Source organism: Tabrizicola aquatica (assembly GCF_002900975.1).
Taxonomy (GTDB): Bacteria; Pseudomonadota; Alphaproteobacteria; order Rhodobacterales; family Rhodobacteraceae; genus Tabrizicola; species Tabrizicola aquatica.
The window spans coordinates 759,702-784,093 of record NZ_PJON01000001.1 but is presented as its reverse complement, the minus strand read 5'-3'; the positions used below and the strand labels follow the sequence as shown (position 1 = coordinate 784,093).

The 24,392-nt window shown below is 67.3% G+C and carries 24 protein-coding genes and 1 tRNA gene; 8 read left to right on the top strand and 17 right to left on the bottom strand.

The window, feature by feature from the left end:
* Positions 1-112: 112 nt before the first annotated feature.
* Together CXR42_RS03795 and efp are read right to left on the bottom strand one after the other, a co-directional pair.
* Positions 113-889, bottom strand: a complete 777-nt coding sequence (locus CXR42_RS03795; RefSeq protein WP_245875329.1) for a formate/nitrite transporter family protein — start codon at positions 887-889, stop codon at positions 113-115.
* Between the two features lie 161 nt (positions 890-1,050).
* On the bottom strand, positions 1,051-1,617 hold the full coding sequence (gene efp / locus CXR42_RS03790) for an elongation factor P (RefSeq protein ID WP_103256156.1): 567 nt from the start codon (positions 1,615-1,617) through the stop codon (positions 1,051-1,053).
* Between the two features lie 87 nt (positions 1,618-1,704).
* Here efp and epmA point away from each other — a divergent pair, with 87 nt between their 5' ends.
* Positions 1,705-2,757 (top strand): EF-P lysine aminoacylase EpmA, encoded by a 1,053-nt coding sequence (gene epmA, locus CXR42_RS03785; protein WP_103256155.1) that lies wholly within the window; start codon positions 1,705-1,707, stop codon positions 2,755-2,757.
* A 6-nt stretch (positions 2,758-2,763) separates the two neighbouring features.
* Here the strand turns inward: epmA and CXR42_RS03780 are convergent, their stop codons facing one another.
* The 7 genes from CXR42_RS03780 to CXR42_RS03750 form a co-directional block, all read right to left on the bottom strand.
* Positions 2,764-3,015, bottom strand: coding sequence for a hypothetical protein (locus CXR42_RS03780; RefSeq protein WP_103256154.1), 252 nt, complete (start codon positions 3,013-3,015; stop codon positions 2,764-2,766).
* Positions 3,016-3,168: 153 nt separating this feature from the next.
* Positions 3,169-3,242, bottom strand: a tRNA-Gly gene (locus CXR42_RS03775).
* A gap of 151 nt (positions 3,243-3,393) precedes the next feature.
* Positions 3,394-3,945, bottom strand: coding sequence for a fasciclin domain-containing protein (locus CXR42_RS03770; protein WP_103256153.1), 552 nt, complete (start codon positions 3,943-3,945; stop codon positions 3,394-3,396).
* A gap of 109 nt (positions 3,946-4,054) precedes the next feature.
* Entirely contained in the window at positions 4,055-4,711 is a 657-nt protein-coding gene (locus CXR42_RS03765) for an anti-sigma factor (protein WP_103256152.1), read from the bottom strand.
* A complete protein-coding gene (locus CXR42_RS03760) occupies positions 4,708-5,241 on the bottom strand; it encodes a sigma-70 family RNA polymerase sigma factor (protein ID WP_103256151.1) in 534 nt (177 codons plus the stop codon). The genes CXR42_RS03765 and CXR42_RS03760 overlap by 4 nt, the downstream gene beginning before the upstream one ends.
* Positions 5,242-5,372: 131 nt before the next feature.
* A complete protein-coding gene (locus CXR42_RS03755) occupies positions 5,373-7,409 on the bottom strand; it encodes an ASKHA domain-containing protein (protein WP_103257008.1) in 2,037 nt (678 codons plus the stop codon).
* Between the two features lie 245 nt (positions 7,410-7,654).
* Positions 7,655-8,419 carry a helix-turn-helix domain-containing protein gene (locus CXR42_RS03750; RefSeq protein ID WP_103256150.1) on the bottom strand — a complete coding sequence of 255 codons (765 nt, stop codon included), beginning with the start codon at positions 8,417-8,419 and terminating at the stop codon, positions 7,655-7,657.
* A 117-nt stretch (positions 8,420-8,536) separates the two neighbouring features.
* On the opposite strand from CXR42_RS03750, the gene CXR42_RS03745 reads away from it, so the two are divergent.
* From CXR42_RS03745 to CXR42_RS03735, 3 genes are all read left to right on the top strand, one after another.
* The gene (locus CXR42_RS03745; protein WP_146037990.1) at positions 8,537-8,959 is read left to right on the top strand and encodes a hypothetical protein; all 423 of its coding nucleotides are present in this window, start codon (positions 8,537-8,539) and stop codon (positions 8,957-8,959) included.
* Positions 8,960-9,028: 69 nt separating this feature from the next.
* The gene (locus CXR42_RS03740) at positions 9,029-10,831 is read left to right on the top strand and encodes an ABC-F family ATP-binding cassette domain-containing protein (protein WP_103256148.1); all 1,803 of its coding nucleotides are present in this window, start codon (positions 9,029-9,031) and stop codon (positions 10,829-10,831) included.
* Between the two features lie 181 nt (positions 10,832-11,012).
* Positions 11,013-11,612: an outer membrane protein gene (locus CXR42_RS03735; protein WP_103256147.1), complete on the top strand. Its 600-nt coding sequence runs from the start codon at positions 11,013-11,015 to the stop codon at positions 11,610-11,612.
* Between the two features lie 36 nt (positions 11,613-11,648).
* Here the strand turns inward: CXR42_RS03735 and CXR42_RS03730 are convergent, their stop codons facing one another.
* Entirely contained in the window at positions 11,649-12,305 is a 657-nt protein-coding gene (locus CXR42_RS03730) for an alpha/beta hydrolase (RefSeq protein WP_103256146.1), read from the bottom strand.
* Positions 12,302-12,931: a DNA-3-methyladenine glycosylase family protein gene (locus tag CXR42_RS03725; protein WP_103256145.1), complete on the bottom strand. Its 630-nt coding sequence runs from the start codon at positions 12,929-12,931 to the stop codon at positions 12,302-12,304. The genes CXR42_RS03730 and CXR42_RS03725 overlap by 4 nt, the downstream gene beginning before the upstream one ends.
* Positions 12,932-13,015: 84 nt before the next feature.
* Between CXR42_RS03725 and CXR42_RS03720 the strand changes: the two genes are divergently transcribed.
* Positions 13,016-14,221 carry an MFS transporter gene (locus CXR42_RS03720; protein ID WP_103256144.1) on the top strand — a complete coding sequence of 402 codons (1,206 nt, stop codon included), beginning with the start codon at positions 13,016-13,018 and terminating at the stop codon, positions 14,219-14,221.
* Between the two features lie 88 nt (positions 14,222-14,309).
* Here the strand turns inward: CXR42_RS03720 and CXR42_RS03715 are convergent, their stop codons facing one another.
* The 4 genes from CXR42_RS03715 to CXR42_RS03700 form a co-directional block, all read right to left on the bottom strand.
* Entirely contained in the window at positions 14,310-15,062 is a 753-nt protein-coding gene (locus tag CXR42_RS03715) for a phytoene/squalene synthase family protein (protein ID WP_103256143.1), read from the bottom strand.
* Positions 15,059-16,681, bottom strand: coding sequence for a citramalate synthase (gene cimA / locus CXR42_RS03710; RefSeq protein ID WP_103256142.1), 1,623 nt, complete (start codon positions 16,679-16,681; stop codon positions 15,059-15,061). Before cimA ends, CXR42_RS03715 begins: the two co-directional genes overlap by 4 nt.
* Positions 16,682-16,847: 166 nt before the next feature.
* Positions 16,848-18,344: a cysteine--tRNA ligase gene (gene cysS / locus CXR42_RS03705; protein ID WP_103257007.1), complete on the bottom strand. Its 1,497-nt coding sequence runs from the start codon at positions 18,342-18,344 to the stop codon at positions 16,848-16,850.
* 237 nt (positions 18,345-18,581) lie between these two features.
* The gene (locus CXR42_RS03700) at positions 18,582-19,199 is read right to left on the bottom strand and encodes a DUF6778 family protein (RefSeq protein ID WP_103256141.1); all 618 of its coding nucleotides are present in this window, start codon (positions 19,197-19,199) and stop codon (positions 18,582-18,584) included.
* 158 nt (positions 19,200-19,357) lie between these two features.
* Here CXR42_RS03700 and CXR42_RS03695 point away from each other — a divergent pair, with 158 nt between their 5' ends.
* The 3 genes from CXR42_RS03695 to CXR42_RS03685 are packed head-to-tail and all read left to right on the top strand — an operon-like array spanning position 19,358 to position 22,085.
* Entirely contained in the window at positions 19,358-20,743 is a 1,386-nt protein-coding gene (locus CXR42_RS03695) for a pyridoxal phosphate-dependent decarboxylase family protein (RefSeq protein WP_103256140.1), read from the top strand.
* Positions 20,740-21,621 (top strand): TPM domain-containing protein, encoded by an 882-nt coding sequence (locus tag CXR42_RS03690; RefSeq protein ID WP_103256139.1) that lies wholly within the window; start codon positions 20,740-20,742, stop codon positions 21,619-21,621. Before CXR42_RS03695 ends, CXR42_RS03690 begins: the two co-directional genes overlap by 4 nt.
* 20 nt (positions 21,622-21,641) lie before the next feature.
* The gene (locus CXR42_RS03685) at positions 21,642-22,085 is read left to right on the top strand and encodes a hypothetical protein (RefSeq protein WP_146037989.1); all 444 of its coding nucleotides are present in this window, start codon (positions 21,642-21,644) and stop codon (positions 22,083-22,085) included.
* On the opposite strand, the gene CXR42_RS03680 is transcribed toward CXR42_RS03685, so the two are convergent.
* Positions 22,082-23,053, bottom strand: coding sequence for a glucokinase (locus CXR42_RS03680; RefSeq protein ID WP_103256137.1), 972 nt, complete (start codon positions 23,051-23,053; stop codon positions 22,082-22,084). The genes CXR42_RS03685 and CXR42_RS03680 overlap by 4 nt on opposite strands.
* Entirely contained in the window at positions 23,050-24,390 is a 1,341-nt protein-coding gene (locus CXR42_RS03675; protein WP_103256136.1) for a GH1 family beta-glucosidase, read from the bottom strand. The genes CXR42_RS03680 and CXR42_RS03675 overlap by 4 nt, the downstream gene beginning before the upstream one ends.
* Positions 24,391-24,392 lie beyond the last annotated feature (2 nt).

Below are 24,392 nucleotides of genomic sequence, written 5' to 3'. Positions count from 1 at the left end.
TCGCGCTGCCCCGGTAGGCCGCGCTTCAGACCGGCAATCCCTTCCGATCAGTCTACCCAAAGCCGCCAGTATCCGGCACGGGCGTAGGGTGGGCGATCCGCCCACCCACCGATCACCCGCGCATAGCTCCATAGGCAAAGCGATAGGCCAGCGCCACGCCCCCCGCGCCGCCGACCACATTGCCCAAAGTGACCCAAAGCAGGTTTCCAGCGACCCCGGATGTCGTGACCTCGGCCCCGGCCCAAAGACCCGCCGGAAACAGGAACATGTTCGCCACCGAATGCTCCAGTCCCAGCGCCACGAAGGCCGCAACCGGCCACAGGACGCCCAGGATCTTGTCCGTCGCCGTCCGTGCCGCAAAGCTTAACCAGACTGCCAGGCAGACCAGCGCATTGCACAAGGCGCCGCGGACGAAAGCCTCGACCGGGGGCAGGGCAGCCTTTGTCTCTGCCGCCTTCGCGGCCACGGCACCCATCGACCCGTCCAGCAATCCCGCCATCCCGAAGGCAAGTGCCAGGCCCACCGCGCCGACAAGGTTGCCCGCATAGACGATGCCCCAGTTCCGCAACAGCTGCCCCAGCGTGATGCGCCGGTCCACCGCCGCCATCACCATCAGCGCATTCCCGGTGAACAATTCGGCCCCGCCGACGACGACCAGGATCAACCCCAGCGCAAAGACCACGCCCCCCAGCACCCTGTGCGGCCCGAAACCGGGGTCCGCGCCCACCATCGCGATGCACCAGAACGCCGCGCCGAACCCGATGAAGGCCCCCGCCAGCAGCGCCAGAGTCGCCATCCGGTGCAAGGGCAGGGCCGCCTTCGCCACCCCCGCCGTCTCGATCAGCGCCGCGATCTCGGCGGGCTTGTAGGCATCATGGTCGCTGGGCATCCGGGCCTCCATCCTGGGGGCAGGATAGCCCGATGCGGCGCGCGGCAAAGCAAAAAGGCACGTCCTGGGACGTGCCTTTTCCAGATCTTTCCAATTCCTTAACGTCCGCGGTCAAGCCATTGATATCACTGGACAAGCGCGGAGTGTCCACCGTGGACAGGTCAGTCCTTCGACCGCTCGACGTAAGAGTCGTCGTCGGTATTGATGATGATCCGCGTGCCCGGCCCGATATGCGGGGGGACCATGACCCGGACGCCGATGTCGGTCATCGCCGGCTTGTAGGACGACGAGGCGGTCTGCCCCTTGGTGACCGGCTCGGTCTCGGTGATCTCGACGGTGATCTTCTGCGGCACTTCCAACGCGATCGGCACGCCGTCGAAGGTCTTCACATAGCAGCGCATCCCTTCCCGAACGTAGGGTTTGTTGGCCCCCATCACGTCCTCGGTCACGACGACCTGCTCATAGGTCGCCGGTTCCATGAAGTGGAAGCCCTCGCTGTCCTCGTACAGGAAGTCATACTCCCGCTCGTCGACCGTGGCCTTCTCGACCATCTCGGTCGTCCGCCACCGCTCGCTGACCTTGGTCCCGTCCGAAATCCGACGCATGTCGACGCTGGTGGTCGGAGTGCCCTTGCCGGGGTGGAAGTTCGAGGCGGTGAGGACGACGTAAAGCCGGCCCTCCATTTCGACGACGTTGCCCTTGCGGAGCGAGGAGGCGATGACTTTCAAAGGTCGGGTCCTTGTTGTATCGGGGGGCCGGTCCCCAAAGACCAGCGTCTGCCCGCGCCCGTAACCGATCCCGACCGGAATTTCCAGATGAATCCCGCATCGACCCCGCCCAGCCCGTGGTGGAGCCCCGCCCGACACGCCGACCGCAGGCCGCTTCTTCTGACCCGCAACCGTATCCAGGCGGCGATCCGGGGCTGGCTGGCGCAGGAAGGGTTCACCGAGGTCGACCCAGCCGCCCTGGCCATCAGCCCCGGCAACGAGGCGCATCTGCACGGCTTTGCCACGCAGGCCATCGGCAATGACGGCCTTCCCCGGTCGATGTATCTGCACACCTCGCCCGAGTTCGCGATGAAGAAGCTGCTGGCCGCCGGGGAAACCCGAATCCATGCCTTCTCCCATGTCTGGCGCAACCGCGAGCGTGGGCCGCTGCACTCGCCCGAGTTTACGATGCTGGAATGGTACCGCGTCGGCGAAAGCTACGAGGTGCTGATGGCCGACACGCTGGCTTTCCTGCGGCTGGCGGCGCAAGCGGCGGGGGCTGCGGCCCTGCGGTTCCGCGACCGGACCTGCGACCCCTTCGCCCAGCCGGAGCGGCTGACCGTGGCCGAGGCGTTTCAAGCCCATGCGGGGGTGGACCTGATGGCGTCAATCGCACCGGACGGAGCCACCGATGCGGCGCGACTGGCCGGGGAAATGGACCGCATCGGCCTGCGCCGCGCCCCGGATGACACCTGGTCGGACATGCTGAGCCGCGTCCTGTCCGAGAGGGTAGAGCCCCAGCTTGGGCAGGGCCGGATCACGATCCTGGACCACTACCCCGCAGCCGAGGCGGCGCTGGCGCGCAAGGTGCCTGGCGACGCCCGGGTCGCAGAGCGCTTCGAGGTCTATGCCTGCGGTGTCGAACTCGCCAACGGTTTTGGCGAGTTGACCGACCCCGAGGAACAGCGCCGACGCTTCCAGGCCGAGATGGCCGAGAAGGCCCGGGTCTACGACGAAACCTATCCGCTGGACGAGGATTTCCTGGCCGCCCTGGCCCTTATGCCCGCCGCCGCCGGAATCGCCATGGGCTTTGACCGTGTCGTGCTGCTGGCCACAGGGGCGCCCAGGATCGACGATGTCCTCTGGACGCCCGTGCCCTGACCTGGCCTAGCCTTCATCCGAGGGGCTGAAGGTATCTTCCGGGTGGGCGATCATGCAGGTGACAAGCTGGATGCCGCTCATCTTCCACCAGGAATCCGAGCAGGTGCGGGCCAGAGCAAAGTCCTTGCCCGCTGGCGCGACCAGCTGGATCGCGATCCGGTCGTAGTCCAGCGCCCTTTGCGGCATGGATGGCGTTGCAGCCGGCTCGGTCGCGGCAAGAGCGGCGGCAAAGAGCAACGGGATGGTGTCGATGGCCATGGGTCCTCCGTCATCTGGCGGCCCCCGTCGGGCCGGCCCAAGGCAGGATCAGACCAAAGTCCGTGCGAAAGCGGCAGTCACCCGTGCCTCAGCATCCGGTATTCCGCACCCCGGAAAACCAAACCGCCGCCCGGGTGGGGCGGCGGTTGCGGATGGAGCGGGTGAAGGGAATCGAACCCTCGTCGTAAGCTTGGGAAGCTTCTGCTCTACCATTGAGCTACACCCGCCCGATGCCCATGACGTAAGCGATGCGTGCGACAAGGTCAAGCGGCCGGGAAGGCCGCAGGACCGGGTCCGAGGGCGAGGGGACATGGCCCCCGGACCCGGCTGCAACCGGCGCGCCTTGGCGAAGTGACCCGCCCGGACGCGCCGTGCAGATCAGTTGGCCGGCAGAAGCACGGTGTCGATGACGTGGATGACACCGTTCGACTGTTTCACATCAGCGATGGTGACGGTGGCGATATTGCCCTGGCCATCCTTGATCTTGACCATGCCGTCCTCGACCATCGCGGTGAAGTCGCAGCCGCCGACGGTGCTGACCGTGTGCATGCCGCCATCATCGGCCACCATCTTGTTGATGTCGGCCGCCAGGGCATTTGCCGCGACGACGTGACAGGTAAGGATCTTCGTCAGCTGGTCCTTGTTCTCGGGCTTCAGCAGGGTTTCGACGGTGCCGGCCGGCAGCTTGGCGAAGGCGTCGTTGGTGGGCGCAAAGACGGTGAAGGGGCCGGTGCCCGACAGCGTTTCGACCAGGCCCGCGGCCTGCACGGCGGCCACCAGCGTCGTGTGGTCGGCCGAGTTCACCGCATTCTCGACAATCGTCTTGTCGGCATACATTGCCGCACCGCCCACGTCGGGGTTGCCATGGTCTGCCAGGCTAAGTCCGGTGGACAGGGCCAGGATCGCGGTCGCAAGGGTCAGGGCTTTCATCGTCGTCTCCGTTCAGGTTGCCAAGGCGGGGGCATTCCCGCCTCACACCTGAAGGAACGGAGGCTTTTTTGCGAAGTTTCGACGGGTCGCAGCGATCACGCGGACGTGATCAGGTGCCGACCTGTGCCGTAAGGATCACGGGACCCGTGGGCTGTCCGGTGGTCGATCCGCCAGCCGGTTCGACCGAGACCGCCAGCACCCAGCCCGCAGGTGGCGTCGGATAGGTCACGATGAGCGGATCGTCCTCCAATAGACCCAGCGAGACCGGGGCGGCGCCGGGGGCAATCACCCAAAGCTCGTGTACCTGGCCCTCGACGGCCGGAACACCGGCGACGCGGGTCACGCGCAGGCTGTCGCCGACGCTGGCGACCTCATAGGCCAGGCGGTTGTCAGCCGTGGCCAGCAGCGCCACCGGCGCAAGTCGCGGCGGCCCCAGAGTGACCAGCGCCAAAAGCACCAGCGTGGCCCCGAACGCCATGCCCGAAAGCCAGCGCAAGGGCGACCAGCCCGGCGCGGGCTGCGGGGCAGGGGATGGGAACAGCCGTGCCTCGATCCGCGGCAGAAGATCCGGGGCGGGCGCGTCGTCAAAGCCGTCGTTCAACCCGCCAAGCCTTGCCTCCCAGTCCGCAATCCGCGCGGCAAAGCCCGGCTCGCGTTTTGCCCGCGCCTCGGCGGCGGCGCGTTCGGGCAAGTCCAGGACGCCCAGGACATACTCGGCGGCCAGAAGGTCGTCGGCTTCGTGATCGGGGGGCGGCAGGTCGGTCATTGGTCCAGACACTCCCGCAGTTTCAGCAGGCTGCGACGCAGCCAGGTGCGCATGGTGTTCAGCGGGACCGCGTGGCGCTCAGCCAGTTGCACATAGGACAAACCGTCGAGGTAGGCCCCGCGCACGGCGCTGGCGCGGTCGGGCTCCAGCGTGGCAAAGCAGTCCACCATCCGCCGCGCCTCGCCCTGGGCCACCAGCCGGTTCTCGGCCCGTGGCGCGCTGTCGGCGACGGCGTCCAGGCCATCGTCGCTGGACGGCAGCGGACGGGCGCGCAGCCGGTCGATCGCCAGGTTGCGTGCCACCGCGATCAGCCAGGTCATGCCCCGGCCCTTCGTCGGATCGTAACGACCGGCGCGCAACCAAACCCTTGTGTAAACCTCTTGCAAGGCATCCTCCGCCTCGGCCCGTTCACCAAGCATACGAAGCAGGACACCCATGAGTTTCGCCGACGTGCTGCGATAAAGCGACCGAAAGGCCGCACGGTCAGCGGCGGCACATTTCGCGATCAGGTCTGCAACGGGGTCGTCCATGCCCCGACGTTACGGGTTTTCTCTCGCAGCGCAAGGGTTTGACCCCCGGACCAAGGCGCGTCGATGCATTTCATGCACGCCTGGCAAAGGCGCTCGGGGCCGCTGTCGGCAAGACCTGCCAAACCAGGTTGCTATCCCCGCCGCCGCCGCCCCCCGTCACCACCCTGTCCGGCTGTGTTGAAGCTGACCACGGGCAGGGTGACGATGCTGTTCAGATGCGGGAACGGGTCCACCGCATGAGGGATGGCGTTGGCGTTGACGAAATGCTCCTGGAAGCGCGGCTCGATGGCGGTCTCGACCTTGTGGATCTGGTGGACCGTGGCCTCGATCTGGTCGCGCGCGGCAACATTGCACAGCGCGATGCGCGCCCCGGTGCCGGCGGCGTTGCCGGCGCTGGTGACCTTGTCCAGCGGCACGTCCGGGATCATCCCCAGAACCATCGCGTGCTTGGGGCTGATATGCGCGCCGAAGGCCCCGGCCAGGGTGACGCGGTCCACGGTATCGATCCCCATCTCGTCCATCAGAAGGCGCGCACCGGCATAAAGCGCGGATTTCGCCAGTTGGATCGCCCTGATGTCACCTTGCGTCACGCTGATCCGCGGCCCACCCTCGGCGCTGCCGTCGTGCAGAAGATAGCTGTGCGTCCGTCCCGTCGCCTCGCAGCGGGCGGTCCCGGTCTGGTCCGGCCCGCCGATCAGGCCGCCCGGGTCCACCAGGCCCGCCAGCCGCATCTCGGCCACCGCCTCGATGATGCCGGAGCCACAGATTCCGGTGATTCCGGTCGATGCCGTCGCGGCCGCAAAGCCCGGATCGTCGGACCAGAGGTCGCTGCCAATGACCCGGAAACGCGGCTCCTTCGTCACCGGGTCGATCTCGACCCGTTCGATCGCGCCGGGGGCGGCGCGCTGGCCGGAACTGATCTGCGCGCCCTCGAAAGCCGGACCGGTCGGCGAGGAGCAGGCAAGGACGCGGGCCTCGTTGCCCAGCAGGATCTCGGCATTGGTGCCGACATCAACAATCAGGACCATGTCCTTGGACTTGTTCGGTTCTTCCGAAAGCGCCACCGCCGCCGCATCGGCACCGACATGGCCCGCGATGCAGGGCAGCACATAGACCCGCGCGTTGCGGTTCAGGGTCGTCAGGTCAACATCCCGCGCATCCAGGCTCAGGCTGCCACTGGTCGCCAGCGCGAACGGCGCCTGGCCCAGTTCCACGGGGTCCACGCCCAGGAACAGGTGGTGCATAACGGGGTTGAAGACGATGACCATCTCATAGATCGACGCGGCATCGACACCGGCCTCCTCGGCAATCGCGCCTGCCAGCGTGTTGATCGCCTCGCGCACAACGCGGGTCATCTCGACATCGCCGCCGGGGTTCATCATCGCATAGCTGACGCGGGACATCAGATCCTCGCCAAAGCGGATCTGCGGGTTCATCAGGCCCGATGAGGCCAGCACGCGGCCATCCGACAGATCACAGAGATGCGCCGCGATGGTGGTTGAGCCGAGGTCGACCGCCAGGCCCAAGAGCGGCCCCTCATGGAAGCCGGGGAAGATGTCTAGGACGCGGGTGGCGCTGTCATGGTTGCCCTTGTGCAGGACGACCGTCGCCTTCCATTCGCCCTTGCGCAGGACGGACTGCAAGCGGCGCAGGACGGACAGGTCGGCCTCGATTTTCTCGACCTGCCATTGTGCGGCAAGCGCCCGGGCCAGGCGTTCGAAATCGCCGGTGGGTTCGTGCATGTCGGGCTCTTCGACTTCGACATAGACAGCGCGGGTGGCGGGGTCCATGACCATGACCCGCTCGGTCGCGGACTTGCGGATGACCTGCTTGTGGACCTGGCTTTCGGGCGGCACGTCGATGACGACATCGCCCATGACCTTGGCCTGGCAGCCCAGCCGCCGTCCGTCGATCAGCCCACGGATGCGCTTGTAGCGGTCCTCGACCGCGTTCCACTCGGACAGCGCGTCCTCGGCCACGGTCACGCCGTGCTTGGAGAACTCGCCGTACCCAGGGCTGATCTGGCACTTCGAACAGATCCCCCGCCCGCCGCAGACGGAATCCAGGTCCACCCCCAACTGCCGCGCGGCGGTCAGGACCGGGGTGCCAAGCGCAAAGCGCCCGCGCTTGCCCGAGGGGGTAAAGATCACAAGTGCATCGTCAGTCATGTCAACGGTCATGTCGGGCCCAGTCTTCTTGCGCTTGGCGGTTGTAAACCGCGGGAAGGCGCTTGCAATGCCGGATTGCGGCAGGTGCCGCGCCTATACCGGCACGAACCCTCGGCCAAGCCGTTTCACATTTGCCCAAATATCCCCGCCGGAGGCCGCCCGAGCCGTTTTGCGTCCTTCACGCAAAACGGCGAGACAAAAGCCTTGCGGCGCAAGCCGCTCAATTTGATACCCGCCGCACCCGGCTAACCGGCCAGCCCCTCCAGGACGGTCCTTGCATCGGCATCCGCCGGGAACATCAGTTCGATCTTCATGTCCGACAGCGCCACTTCCTCGGCCGCACCGAACTGGGCATAGGTCGAGAACATCGCCAGCCGCTGCCCGCCCATCCGGTAGACCGTGGGCAGGATCGCCCGGCCGGTGGCGCGTGGCTGGTGGGCCGCGATCTGGGGGTCGGACATCAGCGCCGCGACCGCCCGGTCCAGCGCCGCAATCCCGCCCGCGCGCGCGCTTTCCCCCCTCAGCCGCAAAGCGGTGTGGTGGCCGACCTCGACCCAGTTCTCGATCAGGCCGGAAAAGGTTGCGGGATCGGAAAGGGTGTCCAGCAGGCTTGCGCCCTCGGCAAAGCCGGCGGGGCCGAACAGGCGGGAGGCGGGCGGGTTCAGCGCCACGATGCGCCAAAGCCGGTCCAGGATCAGCGCCGGATAGGGCGCGTGGCGGTCGATCATCCAGCCCATCGCGGCGCGGACCTGGGCCATCTCTTCGGCACCCAGCGGCAGGACGGGGAACTGCGGCGCGAAGCCAGCGGCGGCGAGCAGCCCGTTCTGCTCGCCCCTGGGCAGCCCCAGCACCCCGGCCAGCCGCAGCACCATCCCGCGTGAGGGCCGCGCGCGCCCCGTTTCCAGGAAGGCCAGGTGGCGGGGCGAGATCTCGGCCTCGGTCGCCAGCGCCAGCTGGCTTAGCCGCCGCCGCTGCCGCCAATCCCGCAATGCCCCCGCAAAATCGGTCATGTCCGTTCCCCTTTGTGCCAGCCTAGCTGACCGGCAGCCGCTTGCCACTTACCTTGCAGGGAATTGGCCCGCTTACCCGACCCATGCTTGGCTATGCCCGCACACATGGAGGCGATGATGACCCAAGAACAGACAGGCCTGCGCCTTGCCGCAGCCATCACCATCGGCACCGGGGCCGTGCTGGCCCTGGCTGCACACCCGATCACGAACCTTCCGGTCAGGCTGCTTGCCGACCTGATGATCTGGCCGCTTGACGGGGCCGAGACCGGGGACCGACCCGAAACTCGGCTGGCCCTGGCCATCGCGGGCGGAGTTATGGCGGGCTGGGGGCTGATGATCTGGCACCTGGCCGGCGCGCCCTTGCGCCAGATGCCCGAGGTCACGCGCGCACTTATCCGACGCTCGGTTCTGCTGTGGTTCGTGGTGGACGGCGCGGCCTCGCTCTTGGCCGGGGCGGGGCTGAACATCCTGGGCAACCTTGTGTTCCTGGCGCTTTTCCTGCTGCCGATGCGGCCAACCCTTCGCCCGGGGCCGGTCTGATCCCTGGGAACGGCCCCGGTCACCCTGACGGGCGTTGACGCGGGGCCGTTCCCCCTCTACCTCGCGGCCATGGCACGCGCACCGCTTCTGCAACTGAATTCCGTCTCGCTGACCTTCGGCGGCAACCCGCTTCTGGACCAGCTTTCGCTGACCGTGCAGCCCGGAGACCGGCTGGCGCTGGTCGGGCGCAATGGCTCGGGCAAGTCGACGCTGATGAAGCTGATGGCGGGCCTTGTCGACCCAGACAGCGGGGCCCGGACGATTCCGCCCGGGGTCAGCGTCGGCTACATGGAGCAGGACCCCGACCTGTCCCGCTATGCCACCCTGGGCGATTTCGCGGCCTCGGCCTTGCCGGAAGGGCACGAGTATCGCCTGGCCGTTGTGGCCGAGGGGCTTAAGTTCGATCCCACGACCCCGGTTGCCACCGCCAGTGGCGGGGAACGCCGCCGCGCCGCGCTGGCCAAGCTGCTGGCCGAGGCGCCCGAGTTGATGCTGCTGGACGAACCGACCAACCACCTGGACATCCAGGCGATCGAATGGCTGGAGGCCGAGTTGCAGGGCACCCGCGCCGCCTTTGTCCTGATCAGCCACGACCGCGCCTTCCTGCGGGCGCTGACCAAGGCCACGCTCTGGCTGGACCGCGGCGTTCTGCGCCGCCGCGAGGCCGGGTTCGACGGGTTCGAGGACTGGCGCGAGACGATCTGGGCCGAAGAGGACGAGGCGCGCCACAAGCTGGACCGCAAGATCAAGGCCGAGGCGCGGTGGGCCGTGGAAGGCATCTCGGCCCGGCGCAAGCGCAACATGGGCCGGGTCCGCGCCCTGCAACAGCTGCGCGCCGACCGCGCGGCGCAGATCCGCCGCCAGGGCACGGCTGCGCTGGCCTTTGAGGGCGGCACCACCTCGGGCAAGAAGGTGATCGAGGCGGTGGGGATCGCCAAGACCTATGGCGACAAGACCATCATCCGCGACTTCAGCCTGCGGGTGCTGCGGGGTGACCGGGTGGCGTTCGTCGGGCCGAACGGCGTCGGAAAGACCACGCTTCTCAAGCTGTTGACGGGTGAAGTTCAACCGGACACCGGCACCGTCAGCCTTGGCACCAACCTGGAAATCGCCGTCTTTGACCAGACCCGCGCGCAACTCGATCCCGAGGCCAGCCTGTGGGAGAACCTGACCGGCGATTCCTTGATGCGCGTCTCGGGCGCGGCGGATCAGGTGATGGTGCGCGGCCAGCCCCGGCATGTGGTGGGTTACCTGAAGGACTTTCTCTTCGACGAAATCCAGGCCCGCGCTCCGGTGCGCAGCCTGTCGGGGGGCGAGAAGGCCCGGCTTCTGCTGGCCAAGCTGATGGCGCAGCCGTCGAACCTGCTGATCCTGGACGAACCGACCAACGACCTTGACGTCGAAACCCTGGACCTTCTGCAGGACATCCTGGGCGAGTATGACGGGACCGTCCTTCTGGTCAGCCACGACCGCGATTTCATCGACCGGGTGGCGACGACCACCGTCGCACTTGAAGGGCAGGGCAAGGCGACGGTCTACCCCGGCGGCTGGTCTGACTATGCCCGCCAGCGGCCTGCGACCTTGGCACCCGCGCAGGAAAAGACCGTGGCCAAGCCGGTCGCTGCGCCCAAGGAAGAAGGTCCCCGCGCCTCGGGCCTGTCTTTCACCGAGCGCAAGCGTCTGGAAGATCTTCCCGCCCTGATCGCGCGGCTGGAGGGCGAGATCGCCAAGCTTGCCACCCTGCTGGACGACCCCGATCTTTTCACCCGCGAACCGGTGAAGTTCCGCAAGGCAACCGAGGCCCTGACCGAGCGTCAGACCGCCCTTGAGGCTGCGGAAACCGAGTGGCTGGAACTTGCCGATCGGAGCTGACCCGCGGGAACCGGCAAAGTTTGGCCAGTATGGCGGTGGCGGCTGCGCGTATAACCGCCAAGGTTGAACACACTCGATCAAGCACCCGTGAAGGGCCATTGCCCCCCACAGCGCAAACTCCCACCCTCCTGCGCGAGCCGCCCGTCATTCATCAGCCGGGTCGCCGCAAAAGGAGATAAAGATGAGATCTATCGCAGCACTTCTGGCCACCGTGGCCATTGCTTCGCCCGCGCTCGCCGGTGGTCCGGTCGCCGTCGCGCCCGAGCCCACTGTCACCCCGGTGATCGAGCCGGTCATGGCCCCTGGCATGGACTGGACCGGCGCCTATGCCGGTATCCAGCTTGGCTATGCCGATGTCGATTCGAACGGCGAAGGCCTTGATGGCGACGGCATGCTGGGCGGCATCCACGGCGGCTATCGCTGGGACATGGGCACGTTCGTGGCCGGCGCCGAGGTGGATTATGACACCGCCGACATCGATCTGGGCGACCCGGCCCTTGGCACGCTGGACGATGTGACCCGCCTCAAGCTGATCGCGGGCACCGAGTTCGGCCGCAGCCTGGTTTACGGTACGGTCGGTGCGGCCCATGCCAGCGCCACGGTCGGCGGGACCGAGCTGTCGGACAATGGCTGGTTCCTGGGTGCCGGCGTCGACTATGCGGTCACCGACCGCTGGAGCGTCGGCGGCGAGCTTCTCAAGCACAAGTTCGACGACTTTGACGGCCAGGGCGTCGATTTCGACGCGACCACGCTGAAGGCCAAGGTCTCGCTGCGCTTCTAAGCCAGCCCGGGCCGTCCCCGTTTCCCGGGGGCGGTCCTACACGCCCAGGCGCTCCTTGATGAATTGCAGCGCCACGCCCAGACCGTCCGGCGCGATGCCATGTCCCGTGCCACGCATCACATGCGCAAAGGTCTGGAACCCCGCCGAAACCAGCGCATCCCCCGCCTTGCCCATGTCCGCAAACGGCACCACCGGGTCCTGATCGCCGTGGATCAGCAGGATTGGCGGCTTCACCACCGCTTCCGCCGCCAGCGCCTCGGGGCGCAAGAGACGACCCGAGATCGCCACCACCCCCGCCACCGCTTCGTCCCGGCGCACCGCGACCTCCATGCTCATCATCGCGCCCTGGCTGAACCCGACCAGCACCAGCCGGTCCGCGCCCAAGCCCTCTTGCTCCAAAAGCGTATCCAGAAACCCGTTCAGATCGCGCGAGGCCGCGACCAACCCCGCCTCGGCCGCCGCCTGGGGCGAGCCGTCCAGCCAGGGGATCGGAAACCATTGAAAGCCGAACCCGCCGCCGACACAACGCTCGGGCGCATCGGGGGCGACGAGGGCCACGCCCGGCAGATGCGGGGCAAGCACGTCCGACAGGCCCAGCAGGTCGGCACCATCCGCGCCATAGCCGTGCAGGAACACGACCAGGCCCTTTGCGGGCTGCGGACCCTTCCGGCCGAACTTCAACTCACGCATCACATCACCCCCTCGCGGTCCTTGGCGACCCGGTAGTAGGCCCAAAGGATGCGCGCCGCAACCGAACGCCAGGGCGACCAGGCCTCGGCCATCGCGCGCAACGCCTTGTCCTTGGGCCGCGCCTCCAGCCCGAACAACAGCCGCGCGCCTTCCTGCAAGGCCAGGTCGCCCGGCGCGAACACATCCGCCCGGCCAAGCGCGAACATCGCATAGATCTCGGCCGTCCAGACCCCGATCCCCGGCACCGCGACCAGGGTCTGCACCACCTCGGCATCCGAGGCCGCGCGCAAGGCATCGAAATCGATGCCCGCCTGCGCCAGCGCCCGGCCATACCGCGCCTTTTGCCGGCTCAGCCCGGCCGCGCGCAGATCCTCGTCCGTCGCCGCCGCCAGCGCCGCCGCCTCGGTCAGCCCCATGCCCTCCAGCCGCGCCCAGATCGCCCGCGCCGACGCGACCGAGACCTGCTGGCCGACAATCGCCCGCAGCAGGGCCGCAAACCCCTCGGCCTCACGCCGCAGGGGCAGGGCACCCACCAACGGCAACGCCTCGGCAAAGCGCGGCTCGCGCGCGGCGAGCCATTCGGCCCCTTCCGCCACGCAGTCCAGCGACATGATGATCCGCCCTGTCATGTTTCATCTTTGCCCAAATATCCCCGCCGGAGGCAACCGACGTTTCCGCTTGCCCCTGCGGATGGGCAGTTCTACCGATACCGCATGACCAACGACTCCACCGCCCGCCGCAATGTCCTTGTCCTTGTCGCCGCCCAGGCCATCTTGGGCGCGCAACTGCCGATGATCTTCACCATCGCGGGCCTGGCCGGGTCCAGCCTTGCGCCGAATGTCTGCTGGGCCACCTTGCCGATCACCATGATGGTCATCGGCTCGATGCTGACCGCGACTCCGCTTTCCATGCTGATGCAACGCTTTGGTCGCCGCGCGGGCTTCTTCTTCGGCGCGGCCGGGGGCGCCACCGGGGCCGCCATCGGGGCCTATGGCCTGGCCAGCAGCAGCTTCCTCATCTTCTGCATCGGGGCGCTGATCTCGGGCATCTACATGTCGGCAAACGGCTTTTACCGCTTTGCCGCCGTCGACACCGCGTCGGACGCCTTCCGCCCCAAGGCGATCAGCTGGGTCATGGCCGGGGGCCTTCTGTCCGCCGTCGTCGGCCCGCAGCTGGTGAAGGTCACCGCGGACGAGATGGCCGTCCCCTTCCTCGGCTCCTATCTTGCGGTGATCGTGCTGAACCTTCTCGGCTCGCTCCTGTTCCTGGCGCTGAACATCCCCAAGCCGAAACCCCCGGCCGAGGGCAGCCCGCTGGGACGCAGCCGGGGCGAGCTTTTGCGCAATCCGACGATCCTGGTCGCGATGATCTGCGCCACGGTCTCTTACGCGCTGATGAACCTGGTGATGACTTCCTCCCCGCTGGCCGTCGTCGGCTGCGGCTTCGACAAGGGCAGCGCGGCCGATGTGGTGACGGCGCATGTGCTGGCGATGTATGCGCCCAGCTTCTTCACCGGCCACCTGATCGCCCGCTTCGGGACCGAGCGGATCATCGCCCTGGGCCTGACCATCCTGGCCGCCGCCGGGGCGGTGGCGATGGCGGGCGTGCAGCTGGAGAATTTCTTCATCGCACTTGTCCTCCTTGGCCTGGGCTGGAACTTCGGCTTCATCGGCGCGACGACGATGCTGACCTCGGCCCAGCGCCCCGAGGAACGCGGCCGCCTGCAAGGGCTGAACGACCTTGTCGTGTTCGGCGGGGTGACGATGGCCAGCTTCTCGTCCGGCGGGTTGATGAACTGCTCGGGCGGGTCGGTGCAGGCCGGCTGGCAGATGGTCAACCTGGCGATGCTTCCCTTCCTGGTCCTGGCCGGGGGCGCGCTGATCTGGCTGTGGCTGCGGCCTGAGGTGCGGCGCGCCTGACGGGCGGCTCTTCGTCGCATTTCATGCGCTCGTCGCGGGCGGTTCCACCCCCGCGACGAGAAGACGAAGTCGCACGAGGAGCCCGCTCCTACCAGCGCCCGGTGAACGCCTGCCAGAGAAGCCGCCACCGCTTTTGCGCTTCCGGCAGGGCAGGCGAAGCAGCACCGGCAAGCACCTGCCGCAAAAGCCCTTCCGTCTGCCAGCCCGCCAGCAGCGCCGGGGCGACCTTGCGTGGCACCTTCCCCCGTGATCCCCGCGCCTCGGCCAACCGCTGCAGGCCGCGCTGCGCCAGATCCTGTGGCGCGAACCCCTGCGGCAAAGGCTGTCGCCCGCGCTCGGCCAGCACGGGAACCGCGCGCAGATACCCTGCTGCCGCCGTCGCCCAGCCATAGTCCCGCACTGGCGCTTCCGCAGCATCAGGCGCGCCCAGGGCGCGCGCGGCCAGCCACATCAGCCCGGCGCCCGTGTCCTCCAGATAGTCCGACAGCGCCTCTGGTCCGTCGTGCGGTTCGCGGTGGATGTCCCAGCGGCGGGCGGCGATCAGGCGGTCCAGAACCTCGACCGGCAAGCCGGCTTCGCGGATCAGGTCGTGCAACGGCCCTGCCACCTCATGGGCCCTCGCCGCGCCCGAGGCGGCATTTTCCACCACGTCGCGCCACCATTGCAGCCGCATCTCGGCAATCAACGGCTCCTGCGTGACCCAGGGCGCGCGGGCAACCTCCAGGTTGACGGCGTAAAGCGGGAAGAGCCGCGCGCGGACTGCCGCAGGTGCGGCCATGACGGCCAGAAAGCGGTCCGGGTCGCCCCGCCGGACCAGTTCGGCGCAGGCGTCCACACTCACCTGGGCGCCCCGAAATCGCGGATCAGTTTCCACTGGATCGCATCAAGCAGCGCCTCGAACGAGGCATCGACGATGTTCGCGCTGACCCCAACCGTGGACCAGCGGCGGCCCTGGCCATCCTCACTGTCGATGATGACGCGGGTCACGGCCTCGGTCCCGCCATTGGTGATGCGGACCTTGAAGTCGACCAGTTTCATGTCGTCGATGCAGGCCTGATAGGGCCCCAGGTCCTTGGCCAGCGCCTTGGCGAGGGCATTGACCGGCCCCCGGTCACTCCCGGTCTCGTCCATGCTGTCGGACACCGACATCATCTTGCGCTCGCCGATCTTCACCACCACCACGGCCTCGGACAGGCTGATCATCCGGTCGTACTTGTTCTTCCGCCGTTCCACCGTGACACGGTAGCGCTTCACCTCAAAGAACTCCGGGCACAGGTCCAGCTCGCGCCGGGCGACCAGCTCGAAACTGGCTTGCGCGCCGTCGTAGGCATAGCCCTGGTCCTCGCGCTCTTTCACCACCTCGATGATCCGGCCCAGGCGCGGGTCCTTCGGATCGATGCCAATCCCCGCCGCCTCCAGCCGCGCGCGCAGGTTCGACTGGCCGGCCTGGTTCGACATCGGGATCACGCGCTCGTTGCCGACAAGGGCGGGGTCGATGTGTTCGTAGGTCGTCGGGTCCTTCAGGATGGCGCTGGCATGAAGGCCGGCCTTGTGAGCGAAGGCCGAGGCGCCGATGTAGGGGGCCGAGCGCAGGGGGACACGGTTCAGGATGTCGTCCAGCATCCGGCTGGTCTTGAGCAGCCCCGCCAGTGCTTGCCGGGTGACGCCGGTCTCGAACTGGCTGGCGTAGGGTTCCTTGAGGAGCAGGGTGGGGATCAACGTGGTCAGGTTCGCATTCCCGCAGCGTTCGCCAAGGCCGTTGAGTGTGCCCTGGATCTGCCGCGCGCCGGCATTGACGGCGGCGAGAGAGTTGGCGACCGCGTTGCCGGTGTCGTCGTGGCAGTGGATGCCCAGCCGGTCGCCAGGGATGCCGGCGGCGATGACCTCGGCGGTGATGCGGCCCACGTCAGAAGGCAGCGTGCCGCCGTTGGTGTCGCACAGGACCACCCAGCGCGCGCCGGCGTCGAGGGCGGCTTGCAGGCAGGAGAGGGCGTAACCGGGGTTGGCGAGGTAGCCGTCGAAGAAGTGTTCCGCGTCCAGAAGGGCTTCGCGGCCCTTCGAGACGAGGTGACGGATCGAGGTGGCGATGGCCTCGCGGTTCTCCTCCAAGGTCACGCCGAGGGCGGTGGTGACGTGGAATTCGTGGGTCTTGCCGACCAGGCAGACGGCGGGGGTGCCGGCGTTCAGGACCGCCGCCAGCACGTCGTCGTTCTCGGCCGACCGACCGACGCGGCGGGTCATGCCGAAGGCGGTGAGGGTCGCTTTTGTCGCCGGGGGGGCGGCGAAGAACTCGCTGTCGGTCGGGTTCGCGCCGGGCCAGCCGCCCTCGATATAATCGACCCCAAGGGCGTCGAGGGCGGCGGCGATCTGGACCTTCTCGGCGGTGGAAAACTGGACGCCCTGGGTCTGCTGGCCGTCCCGAAGGGTGGTGTCGAAGAGGAAAAGGCGGTCGCGGGTCATGGTGTGTCCACGGTGGACAGAATCTGATTGTCTTGCAGTTGCAAGGGATTACGGATTTCTGTTAGGGTGGCGTTAAGGTTTGAGATGACCCCACCCCGGACCTGATCCGGAGTCTCGTGGGGCTGCGGGAGGCCACGGATCAGGTCCGGGGTGGGTGTTCTGTCGGTCACTGGATTGCCTCCAGCTTGGCCGGGTCGAAGTCGGGGCCGGGGACAAGTTCGACGCCCGATTTTGACATGCGGACTTCGACGCCGGCGGCGACCAGGACGGATTTCATGGCATCGACAGCGGAGAAGTCTTTGGTGGCCATCGCGGCGGTGCGGAGTGTCTCTAGTTTTCCCCGCAATTCGTCTACACGTTGCGCGTTATTCCACGCCGCATCACCATGCGCACTGATCGTCCTTCCCGAACCAGACTCAGCAATGAACGATCGGACTGAAAACGGAGAGAACTTTTCAACCAAGCGCTCAGTATCAAAGCCAAGAAGCCGAAGCGCGCCAACCAAATGGCTTTCCTCTCGCTTTTTGAGGTAGCCGCCCAAGAGCGTCAGAGCCAAGGAAGTATTGAGGTCATTCGAAAGGGCTTCGACAAATTCCTCCGGAGGCCTTGCATATCGAAGATCAATCCAGGGCTTGGTGAGTGGGTCACTTTCAAGAAACTCCGCAATCTTCCGCAACGTCGCCTCGGCCTGCCGGGCCTTCTCCGCCGTCCAGTCCATCGGGCTGCGGTAATGCGTCATCAGAAGGACGAAGCGGATCACCTCGCCGGGGATGCCTTGATCCAGAAGATCCCGCACTGTGAAGAAGTTGCCCAGCGACTTGGACATTTTCTTGCCCTCGACCTGCAGCATCTCGTTGTGCAGCCAGTAGTGGGCGAAGTCGCCATGCGGGTGGGCGCAGGCGGATTGGGCGATTTCGTTTTCGTGGTGCGGGAATTGCAGGTCCAGCCCGCCACCGTGGATGTCGAAGCTGTCGCCGAGAAGTTCGTGGGCCATGGCACTGCATTCGATGTGCCAGCCGGGGCGACCCTTGCCCCAGGGGCTGTCCCAGCCGGGCTCTTCGCCGCTGGACGGCTTCCAGAGGACGAAATCCATCGGGTCTTCCTTGAAGGGTGCGACCTCGACCCGGGCGCCGGCGATCATGTCGTCGATGCTGCGCCCAGAGAGTTTGCCATAGTCCTGGTAGCTGCGGACGCGGAAGAGGACGTGGCCTTCGACCGGGTAGGCATGGCCGCCCGCGATAAGGCCTTGGATCATAGCGATCATCTGGCCGATGTATTCGGTGGCTCGCGGCTCGTGGTCGGGGCGCAGGGTGCCAAGCGCGTCCATGTCGGCATGGTACCAGGCGATGGTTTCCTCGGTCCGCTCGTGGATCAGGTCTTCCAGCGTGCCGGGAGAGCCGGCCTTCTGGCGGCGCAGGGCCTCGGCGTTGATCTTGTCGTCAACGTCGGTGAAATTGCGGACATAGGTGACGTGATCGGCGCCGTAGACATGGCGCAGCAAGCGGTAGAGCGTGTCGAACACCACCACGGGGCGGGCATTGCCGAGATGGGCACGGTCATAGACGGTGGGGCCGCAGACATACATCCGCACATTGGCCGGATCGATCGGAACGAAGTCCTCCTTCGTCCGGGTCTTCGAGTTGGTCAGGCGGATCGTCACCATGGCAGTCGTCCCTGAACGCGCGGCCCTGCGGCGCGGGGGGTTCTCATCCATGGGAATGACGAAGCGCCCGCGCCCGAAGGTCAGCGGGTAATGCAGCAGATGTGGATGTTGCGCAACGTCGTCATGGCCGTGGCCTAGCATGGCAGACGGTCATCACGCAAGCGCCGCAGGCGGGGCCGGGCCCACGAATTTTCTGCGAAAATTCCGGGCCCGGTCTGCGTTGCGAGACGGGGCGGGTCAGTTCCCCTGGCGGCTGAATTCGCCCCGGTTGTCGGGGCCGATCCCCAGCCAGCCCGCCACGGTCTTGGCGACATGGGCGGAGATCATCGACTTTTGCGTGATGCCCTTGCGCCGGGCGTCCTTCATCTGCTGGCCCGACAGCGCCGGAAGCTCGGCCCGGATGGCGGTGGCGGGAAGCAACACCTCGCCCGTCGCGGCGTCCACGACCTTTGCCGTGAACTTGATGTTGTGCACGCCCCAGGACTGGCCGCGCTGCTCGGCCTCGAAGGTGAGGGCGTGGAAGCGGGTCACGGTCACGTCGATGTAGACCGGGCGGGCGCCGCGCAGGCCCTGGGCGCCACGGGTGACCGCATCGTCCATGATCTTGGCGACCTGGGCGTAGCGGTCGCCGAGCGGGTCCTCGCGCCAGACGATGTCGGCGTTGGGCAGAAGGCTTTTCGCCTCGCTGACGGTGAGCGAGCTGGGCACCGTGACGCGGACATCGGCCAGGCGCCAGTTGCGCGAAACCTCGGCCGAGAGCGGAACGTATTCGGTCTTGAAGCTGCCGCCGCCGACGCAGGCGGAGAGCAGCAGCGTTGCGGCACCAAGAAGGGCGAAGCGGCGGGTCAGGGACATACTGGGCAACCTTTGCAGCGAATTTGGTCGGATCATATCGGCCAATCCTTACGGGGTCACCATGGCCGCAACAAGGACTTGCCGTGTCGGGATCGGGCAGGCGGCTTGCCGTTTTGCCGCGATCATGCCTTGTTGCGGCGCGCACAAGGGAGGCGAGGATGGATCACGAGGACCTGCGGCACTGGTCGAAGCGGGCGGCGGATTGGGCGGCGGATTATCACGCGACCCTGCGCGACCGTCCGGTGCGGGCGCCCCTGGTGCCTGGCGCGGTGGCGCGGCAGGTGCCAGGCGCGCCGCCCGAGGGGCCAGAGCCGATGGAGGCGATCTGGGCCGATTTCGAGCGGATCGTGCCGGGGGGCATGACGCATTGGCAGCATCCGCGCTTCTTTGCCTATTTCCCGGCCAATGCCGCACCGGCCTCGATGCTGGCGGAACAGCTGGTCAACGCGATGGCCTCCAACGCCTTGATCTGGCAGACCTCTCCGGCAGCGACCGAGATCGAGCAGGTGATGGTCGACTGGCTGCGGCAGGCGGTGGGCCTGCCCGAGGGGTTCGTCGGCACGATCCACGACACGGCGACGGTGGCGACGCTGTCGGCGGTGCTGACGATGCGCGAGCGGGCGCTTGGGTGGCGCGGGCTGGAGGAGGGGTTGGCCGGCGGGCCGGTGCTGCGGTTCTATGCGAGTGCCGAGACGCATTCGTCGGTCGACAAGGCGATCCGGGTGGCGGGGATCGGGCAGCGGAACCTGGTGAAGGTGGCGGTGGATGAAAGCCGGGGGATGACGGGCGCGGCCTTGCGGGCGGCGATCCGGGCGGATCGGGCGGCGGGGATGGTGCCGGCGGGGGTGATCCTGTGCGCCGGGGGGACCAGCGTGGGGGCCTTTGACCGGATCGCCGACTGCCTGGCGGTTTGTCGCGAAGAGGGCGTGCCCAGCCATGTCGATGCGGCCTGGTCAGGTTCGGCGATGATCTGCCCGGAGTTCCGGGCGCTGTGGGCGGGCGTCGAGGGCGCGGATTCGGTGGTGCTTAACCCGCACAAGTGGCTGGGCGCGCAGTTCGACTGCTCGGTCCAGTTCATCCGCGATCCGGGCGCGCAGGTGCGCACGCTGGGGCTGCGGCCGACCTATCTGGAGACGGCGGGGCGCGAGGAGATCGTCAATTTCAACGAATGGACCGTGCCCCTGGGCCGCCGCTTCCGGGCGTTGAAGCTGTGGTTCGTGCTGCGCGCCTATGGGCTGGAGGGGCTGCGCACCCGCATTCGCAACCATGTCGCCTGGGCGGAGGAGGCGCGCGACCAACTGGCCGCGCTGCCGGGGGTCGAGATCGTGACCCAGCCGCGGCTGTCGCTGTTCAGCTTTGCTCTGACTGATGAGGCCGCGACCGAGGCGCTTTTGGCCCGGATCAACGATGACGGTCGGATCTACCTGACCCAGACCCGGGTTGACTGGCGCTTTGCGATTCGGGTGCAGGTCGGATCGTTTGACTGCACGCGCGAAGATGTCATGCTGATCGCCAAAGTCGTAAACGAGTTGCTTGCAAAATGATTCTTCGCACCCTTGCCCTTTGGCTTGGCCTGTCCGGCATCGTCGCCGCGCAGGACCTGCCGCAGCCGGTCAGCGACACCATCTCGGACTTTTCCGAGGTGCTGGACGCGACCGAAGAGGGGCGGATCACCCGTGCGCTGCAGGCGCTGCGGGATGAGACCGGGGTGCAGATGGTCGTGGTGACCCTGCCGACGCTGGCGGCGTACGGCGGAGCAGGGCAGCGGCTGGAGACCTATGCCAAAGACCTGTTCAACGCCTGGGGGATCGGGGACGCGCAGCGCAACGACGGCATCCTGCTTCTGGTCGTCACCGAAGCGCGCGAGGCACGGATCGCGCTGGGATCGGGCTATGACGCCGTCTATGACGGCCGCGCCGCCCGCGTCCTGTCCACCGCCGTCCTGCCCGAGTTCCGCGAGGGCCGGCTGGCGGTCGGAATCGAGGCCGGAATCGCCTCGGCCCGCGAGCGGTTGGTCGTTCCGTTCCAGGCGGGCCAGCCGGTCGGCCTGACTGACGGCTTTGCACCAGAGGTGGGTCTGGGCGAGCAGGTGACCCCCTGGCTGGTCGGCGGGGGTGGCGTCGGCGGCATTCTTGCGCTGATCCTGTGGCGGTCGCGCAGCCGGCGGAAATGCCCGAAATGCGGGGCGCAGACGCTGGAGCGGACGCATGAAGTCATCTCGCCGTCCGGGATGCTGAGTTCCGGTACCGGGATGGAGCATATGATCTGCTCCAGCTGCGGCTTTACCGACCGGCGGACCTATACGATCCGTGGCACCTCGCGCAGCGGCAGCAGGTTCAGTTCCCGCTCAAGTAGTGGCGGGCGGAGCGGAGGTTTTGGTGGCGGGCGATCCTCGGGCGGGGGCGCAAGCGGGAAATGGTAAGTCTGCCAAGGGCTTCGGTGGTGCTTTTCATCCTGGCCTTGCCGGCTTTGGCACAAAGTCCGACCGACCGGTTCTTCCCCACCGACAGGCAATGCTATGCGCGCAGCTACACCGACGCGCATCTGGCCGACCACCCGGCGCAGCGGGTGACGCGGATGGAGGTGCGCCCCGACCAGGCGGCGATGGCGCCGTACCTGGGCCTTTGGGTGAACCTGACGCTGCGCGGCGTGCCGGGCGGCGCCTTCGAGGCGCTGGCGCAATGCGAGAATATCGAGGACCAGCTTTACTGCACCATGGAGGGGGACGCGGGCGCGTTCAGCCTGACGGCGGCCAAGGGCGGCGCGGTGCTGCTGTCGGTCGGCAGCCGGGGCATGGGCTTTGAAAACGAGGTCGGCTTCACCACGCTGGAGCGGGACCAAGGCGACGACCGCAGTTTCCTGTTGCGCCCGGTGGCCTGCCGCTAGGCCACGCTTTCCAGATAGGCGGCGCAGCCGGTCAGCGCGGCATAGTCATCCTCGACCACCGTGACCGAGAAATCGTTCAGCAGCAGGTCCACGCGCCGGGCCTCACGGAACTGGCTGGACAGACCGAAGCGGGCGAAATGCGGGGTCATCGCGCGCGACATGCCGCCGATCAGGTAGATCCCGCCATAGGGCAGGTGGATCAGCGCAAGGTCGGCCAGCACCTGGCCCAGGATATGAACATAAAGCCGCGCGGCATGGGCGGCGGTGGCATCGCCCTGGTCCAGCGCCGCCAGCACCTCGGCCGAGGTCATGGTCGCGGGGTGTCCGGCGGCATGGGCGGCAAAGGCGTGCAGGTTGGCAAGACCGCGACCGGCCAGGACCTCTTCGACGCCGGCATGGGGAACCTCGCCCTCGGCCCGGAGCTTCTGTTCGATGAAGCGGGCAAGAAGAAAATCCTCTTCGCTGCGGACGGGCATGTTGACATGGCCGCATTCCGAGGGCGGCACGACGCGGCCTTGCGGGCCGGGATGGACCGGGGCGGCGTTGACGCCGGTGCCAAGGCCCACGACCAGCATCGGGCCCTGCGCGGCGGGGCCGGGGATCACGCAGCGCAGATTGGCGGCCGGGATATGCCCCAGCGCCTGCCCCTGGGCCTGAAGATCGTTCAGGATCGCCACGCGGGTCGCGCCGGTGGCCCCGGTCAGCTTGGCCGCGTCGATCACCCAGTCCAGGTTGGTCATCGTGGCGACGCCATCCTGCACCGGGCCGGCGGCGGCGACACAGACCCCGGTCACTTGCGCGCCGGTCTGGTCCAGATAGTCGCGCAGGACGTGGGCAATATCCTTGCCTTGCGCCTGATAACCGCCATTCGGGAAACGACGGATCGAGTCGATGCGGACCTGCGCCCCGTCGGCCAGGGCGACGCGGGTGTTGGTTCCTCCGATATCGGCAAGGATCGAAAGGCTCATCGCGCGGTTCCCTGGTCGTTGCGGGCCAAGGCCCGGGCGAGCGCGTGATACGAGGATTTGGGCGTACGCACCAGCGTATCGTAATCCACGTGGACCAGGCCAAAACGCTTGTCATAGCCCTCGGCCCATTCGTAATTGTCCAGCAGCGACCAGTAGAAGAAGCCCTGCACATTCGCGCCGTCAGCAATGGCCTGCTTGGTGGCTGCAAGGTGTGAGAACAGGAAATCCTCGCGAACCTGGTCACTTACGCGGCCATCTTCAAGCAGGTCGGCATTGGCCATGCCGTTTTCAGTGACATGAAGCGGCAGGTCGCCGACATAGTCCTTGGCCATCCGCGTCAGGAAGTGGTGCAGCCCCTCGGGGTAGATTTCCCAGCCCATCTGCGTCTTGGGCCGGTCGCCCGGCACGTCGCGCAGATGCGGCCAGGGCTGGGTCGCGTCATGGGCATGCAGGTGGCGGGTATAGTAGTTGATGCCCAGCCAATCCAGCTTCTGGCCGATCGTGGCCATGTCGTCCTGCCAGTTCGCGGGCATGTGGGGGGAAAGACCCTCGAGCACGATCTCGGGATAGGTCTGGCGGGTGATGGCTTCGATGAACCAGCGGTTGAAGATGCCGTCCCAGCGGGCGGCGGCCTGCACGTCCTCGGGCCGGTCCGAGGCGGGCTGGGCGTAGTCGAAGTTGAGGACGATCCCCAGGTTCGGCTGGCCCATGCCGCGCAGACGCTCTACCGCCAGGCCGTGGGCCAGGAGGATGTGGTGCATGGCGCGGGCGGCGGCGCGGATGTCGCGCAGGCCGGGGGCGTGGATGCCCATGAAATGCGACAGCCAGGCGACGCACCAGGGTTCGTTGATCGTGGCGATGGAGGCCACGCGGTCGCCAAGGCGGCGGGTGATCGCCTCGGAGAAGTCGGCAAAGCGGTGGCAGGTGTCGCGGTTGGTCCAGCCGCCCTTGTCGGCCAGGGCCGAGGGCATCTCCCAGTGGTAGAGGGTCTGGAAGGGTTTCAGCCCGCGGGCCAGCATGCCATCGACAAGACGGTCATAGAAATCAACGCCTTCCGGGTTGATGCTCACCCCGTCCGGCATGACCCGCGCCCAAGAGGTCGAGAAGCGGTAGCCGTCCAGATTGGCGGCTTGCAAGAGGTCAAGGTCGGCCGGCCATTGGTGGTAATGGTCGCAGGCACGCGCGCCGCTTTCGCCCCGCACGACGTTGCCCGGGGTGGCGGAATAGGTGTCCCAATGGCTGGACCCGCACCCGCCGAAGGCCGAGCCTTCGATCTGATAGGCGGCGGTGGCGGCGCCGAAGATGAAGCCTTCGGGGAAGTCGAAGCGCGAGAGCATGG

Coding starts and splice junctions, on each gene's coding strand:
- CXR42_RS03770 (WP_103256153.1), bottom strand. CDS start 3,945: ATGAAAGCCCTGACCCTTGCGACCGCGATCCTGGCCCTGTCCACCGGA.
- CXR42_RS03765 (WP_103256152.1), bottom strand. CDS start 4,711: ATGACCGACCTGCCGCCCCCCGATCACGAAGCCGACGACCTTCTGGCC.
- CXR42_RS03720 (WP_103256144.1), top strand. CDS start 13,016: ATGACCAACGACTCCACCGCCCGCCGCAATGTCCTTGTCCTTGTCGCC.
- CXR42_RS03745 (WP_146037990.1), top strand. CDS start 8,537: ATGACCCAAGAACAGACAGGCCTGCGCCTTGCCGCAGCCATCACCATC.
- CXR42_RS03795 (WP_245875329.1), bottom strand. CDS start 889: ATGCCCAGCGACCATGATGCCTACAAGCCCGCCGAGATCGCGGCGCTG.
- epmA (WP_103256155.1), top strand. CDS start 1,705: ATGAATCCCGCATCGACCCCGCCCAGCCCGTGGTGGAGCCCCGCCCGA.
- CXR42_RS03780 (WP_103256154.1), bottom strand. CDS start 3,015: ATGGCCATCGACACCATCCCGTTGCTCTTTGCCGCCGCTCTTGCCGCG.
- CXR42_RS03695 (WP_103256140.1), top strand. CDS start 19,358: ATGGATCACGAGGACCTGCGGCACTGGTCGAAGCGGGCGGCGGATTGG.
- CXR42_RS03760 (WP_103256151.1), bottom strand. CDS start 5,241: ATGGACGACCCCGTTGCAGACCTGATCGCGAAATGTGCCGCCGCTGAC.
- CXR42_RS03750 (WP_103256150.1), bottom strand. CDS start 8,419: ATGACCGATTTTGCGGGGGCATTGCGGGATTGGCGGCAGCGGCGGCGG.
- CXR42_RS03690 (WP_103256139.1), top strand. CDS start 20,740: ATGATTCTTCGCACCCTTGCCCTTTGGCTTGGCCTGTCCGGCATCGTC.
- cimA (WP_103256142.1), bottom strand. CDS start 16,681: ATGACCCGCGACCGCCTTTTCCTCTTCGACACCACCCTTCGGGACGGC.
- CXR42_RS03740 (WP_103256148.1), top strand. CDS start 9,029: ATGGCACGCGCACCGCTTCTGCAACTGAATTCCGTCTCGCTGACCTTC.
- CXR42_RS03700 (WP_103256141.1), bottom strand. CDS start 19,199: ATGTCCCTGACCCGCCGCTTCGCCCTTCTTGGTGCCGCAACGCTGCTG.
- CXR42_RS03675 (WP_103256136.1), bottom strand. CDS start 24,390: ATGCTCTCGCGCTTCGACTTCCCCGAAGGCTTCATCTTCGGCGCCGCC.
- CXR42_RS03680 (WP_103256137.1), bottom strand. CDS start 23,053: ATGAGCCTTTCGATCCTTGCCGATATCGGAGGAACCAACACCCGCGTC.
- CXR42_RS03735 (WP_103256147.1), top strand. CDS start 11,013: ATGAGATCTATCGCAGCACTTCTGGCCACCGTGGCCATTGCTTCGCCC.
- cysS (WP_103257007.1), bottom strand. CDS start 18,344: ATGGTGACGATCCGCCTGACCAACTCGAAGACCCGGACGAAGGAGGAC.
- CXR42_RS03755 (WP_103257008.1), bottom strand. CDS start 7,409: ATGACTGACGATGCACTTGTGATCTTTACCCCCTCGGGCAAGCGCGGG.
- CXR42_RS03725 (WP_103256145.1), bottom strand. CDS start 12,931: ATGACAGGGCGGATCATCATGTCGCTGGACTGCGTGGCGGAAGGGGCC.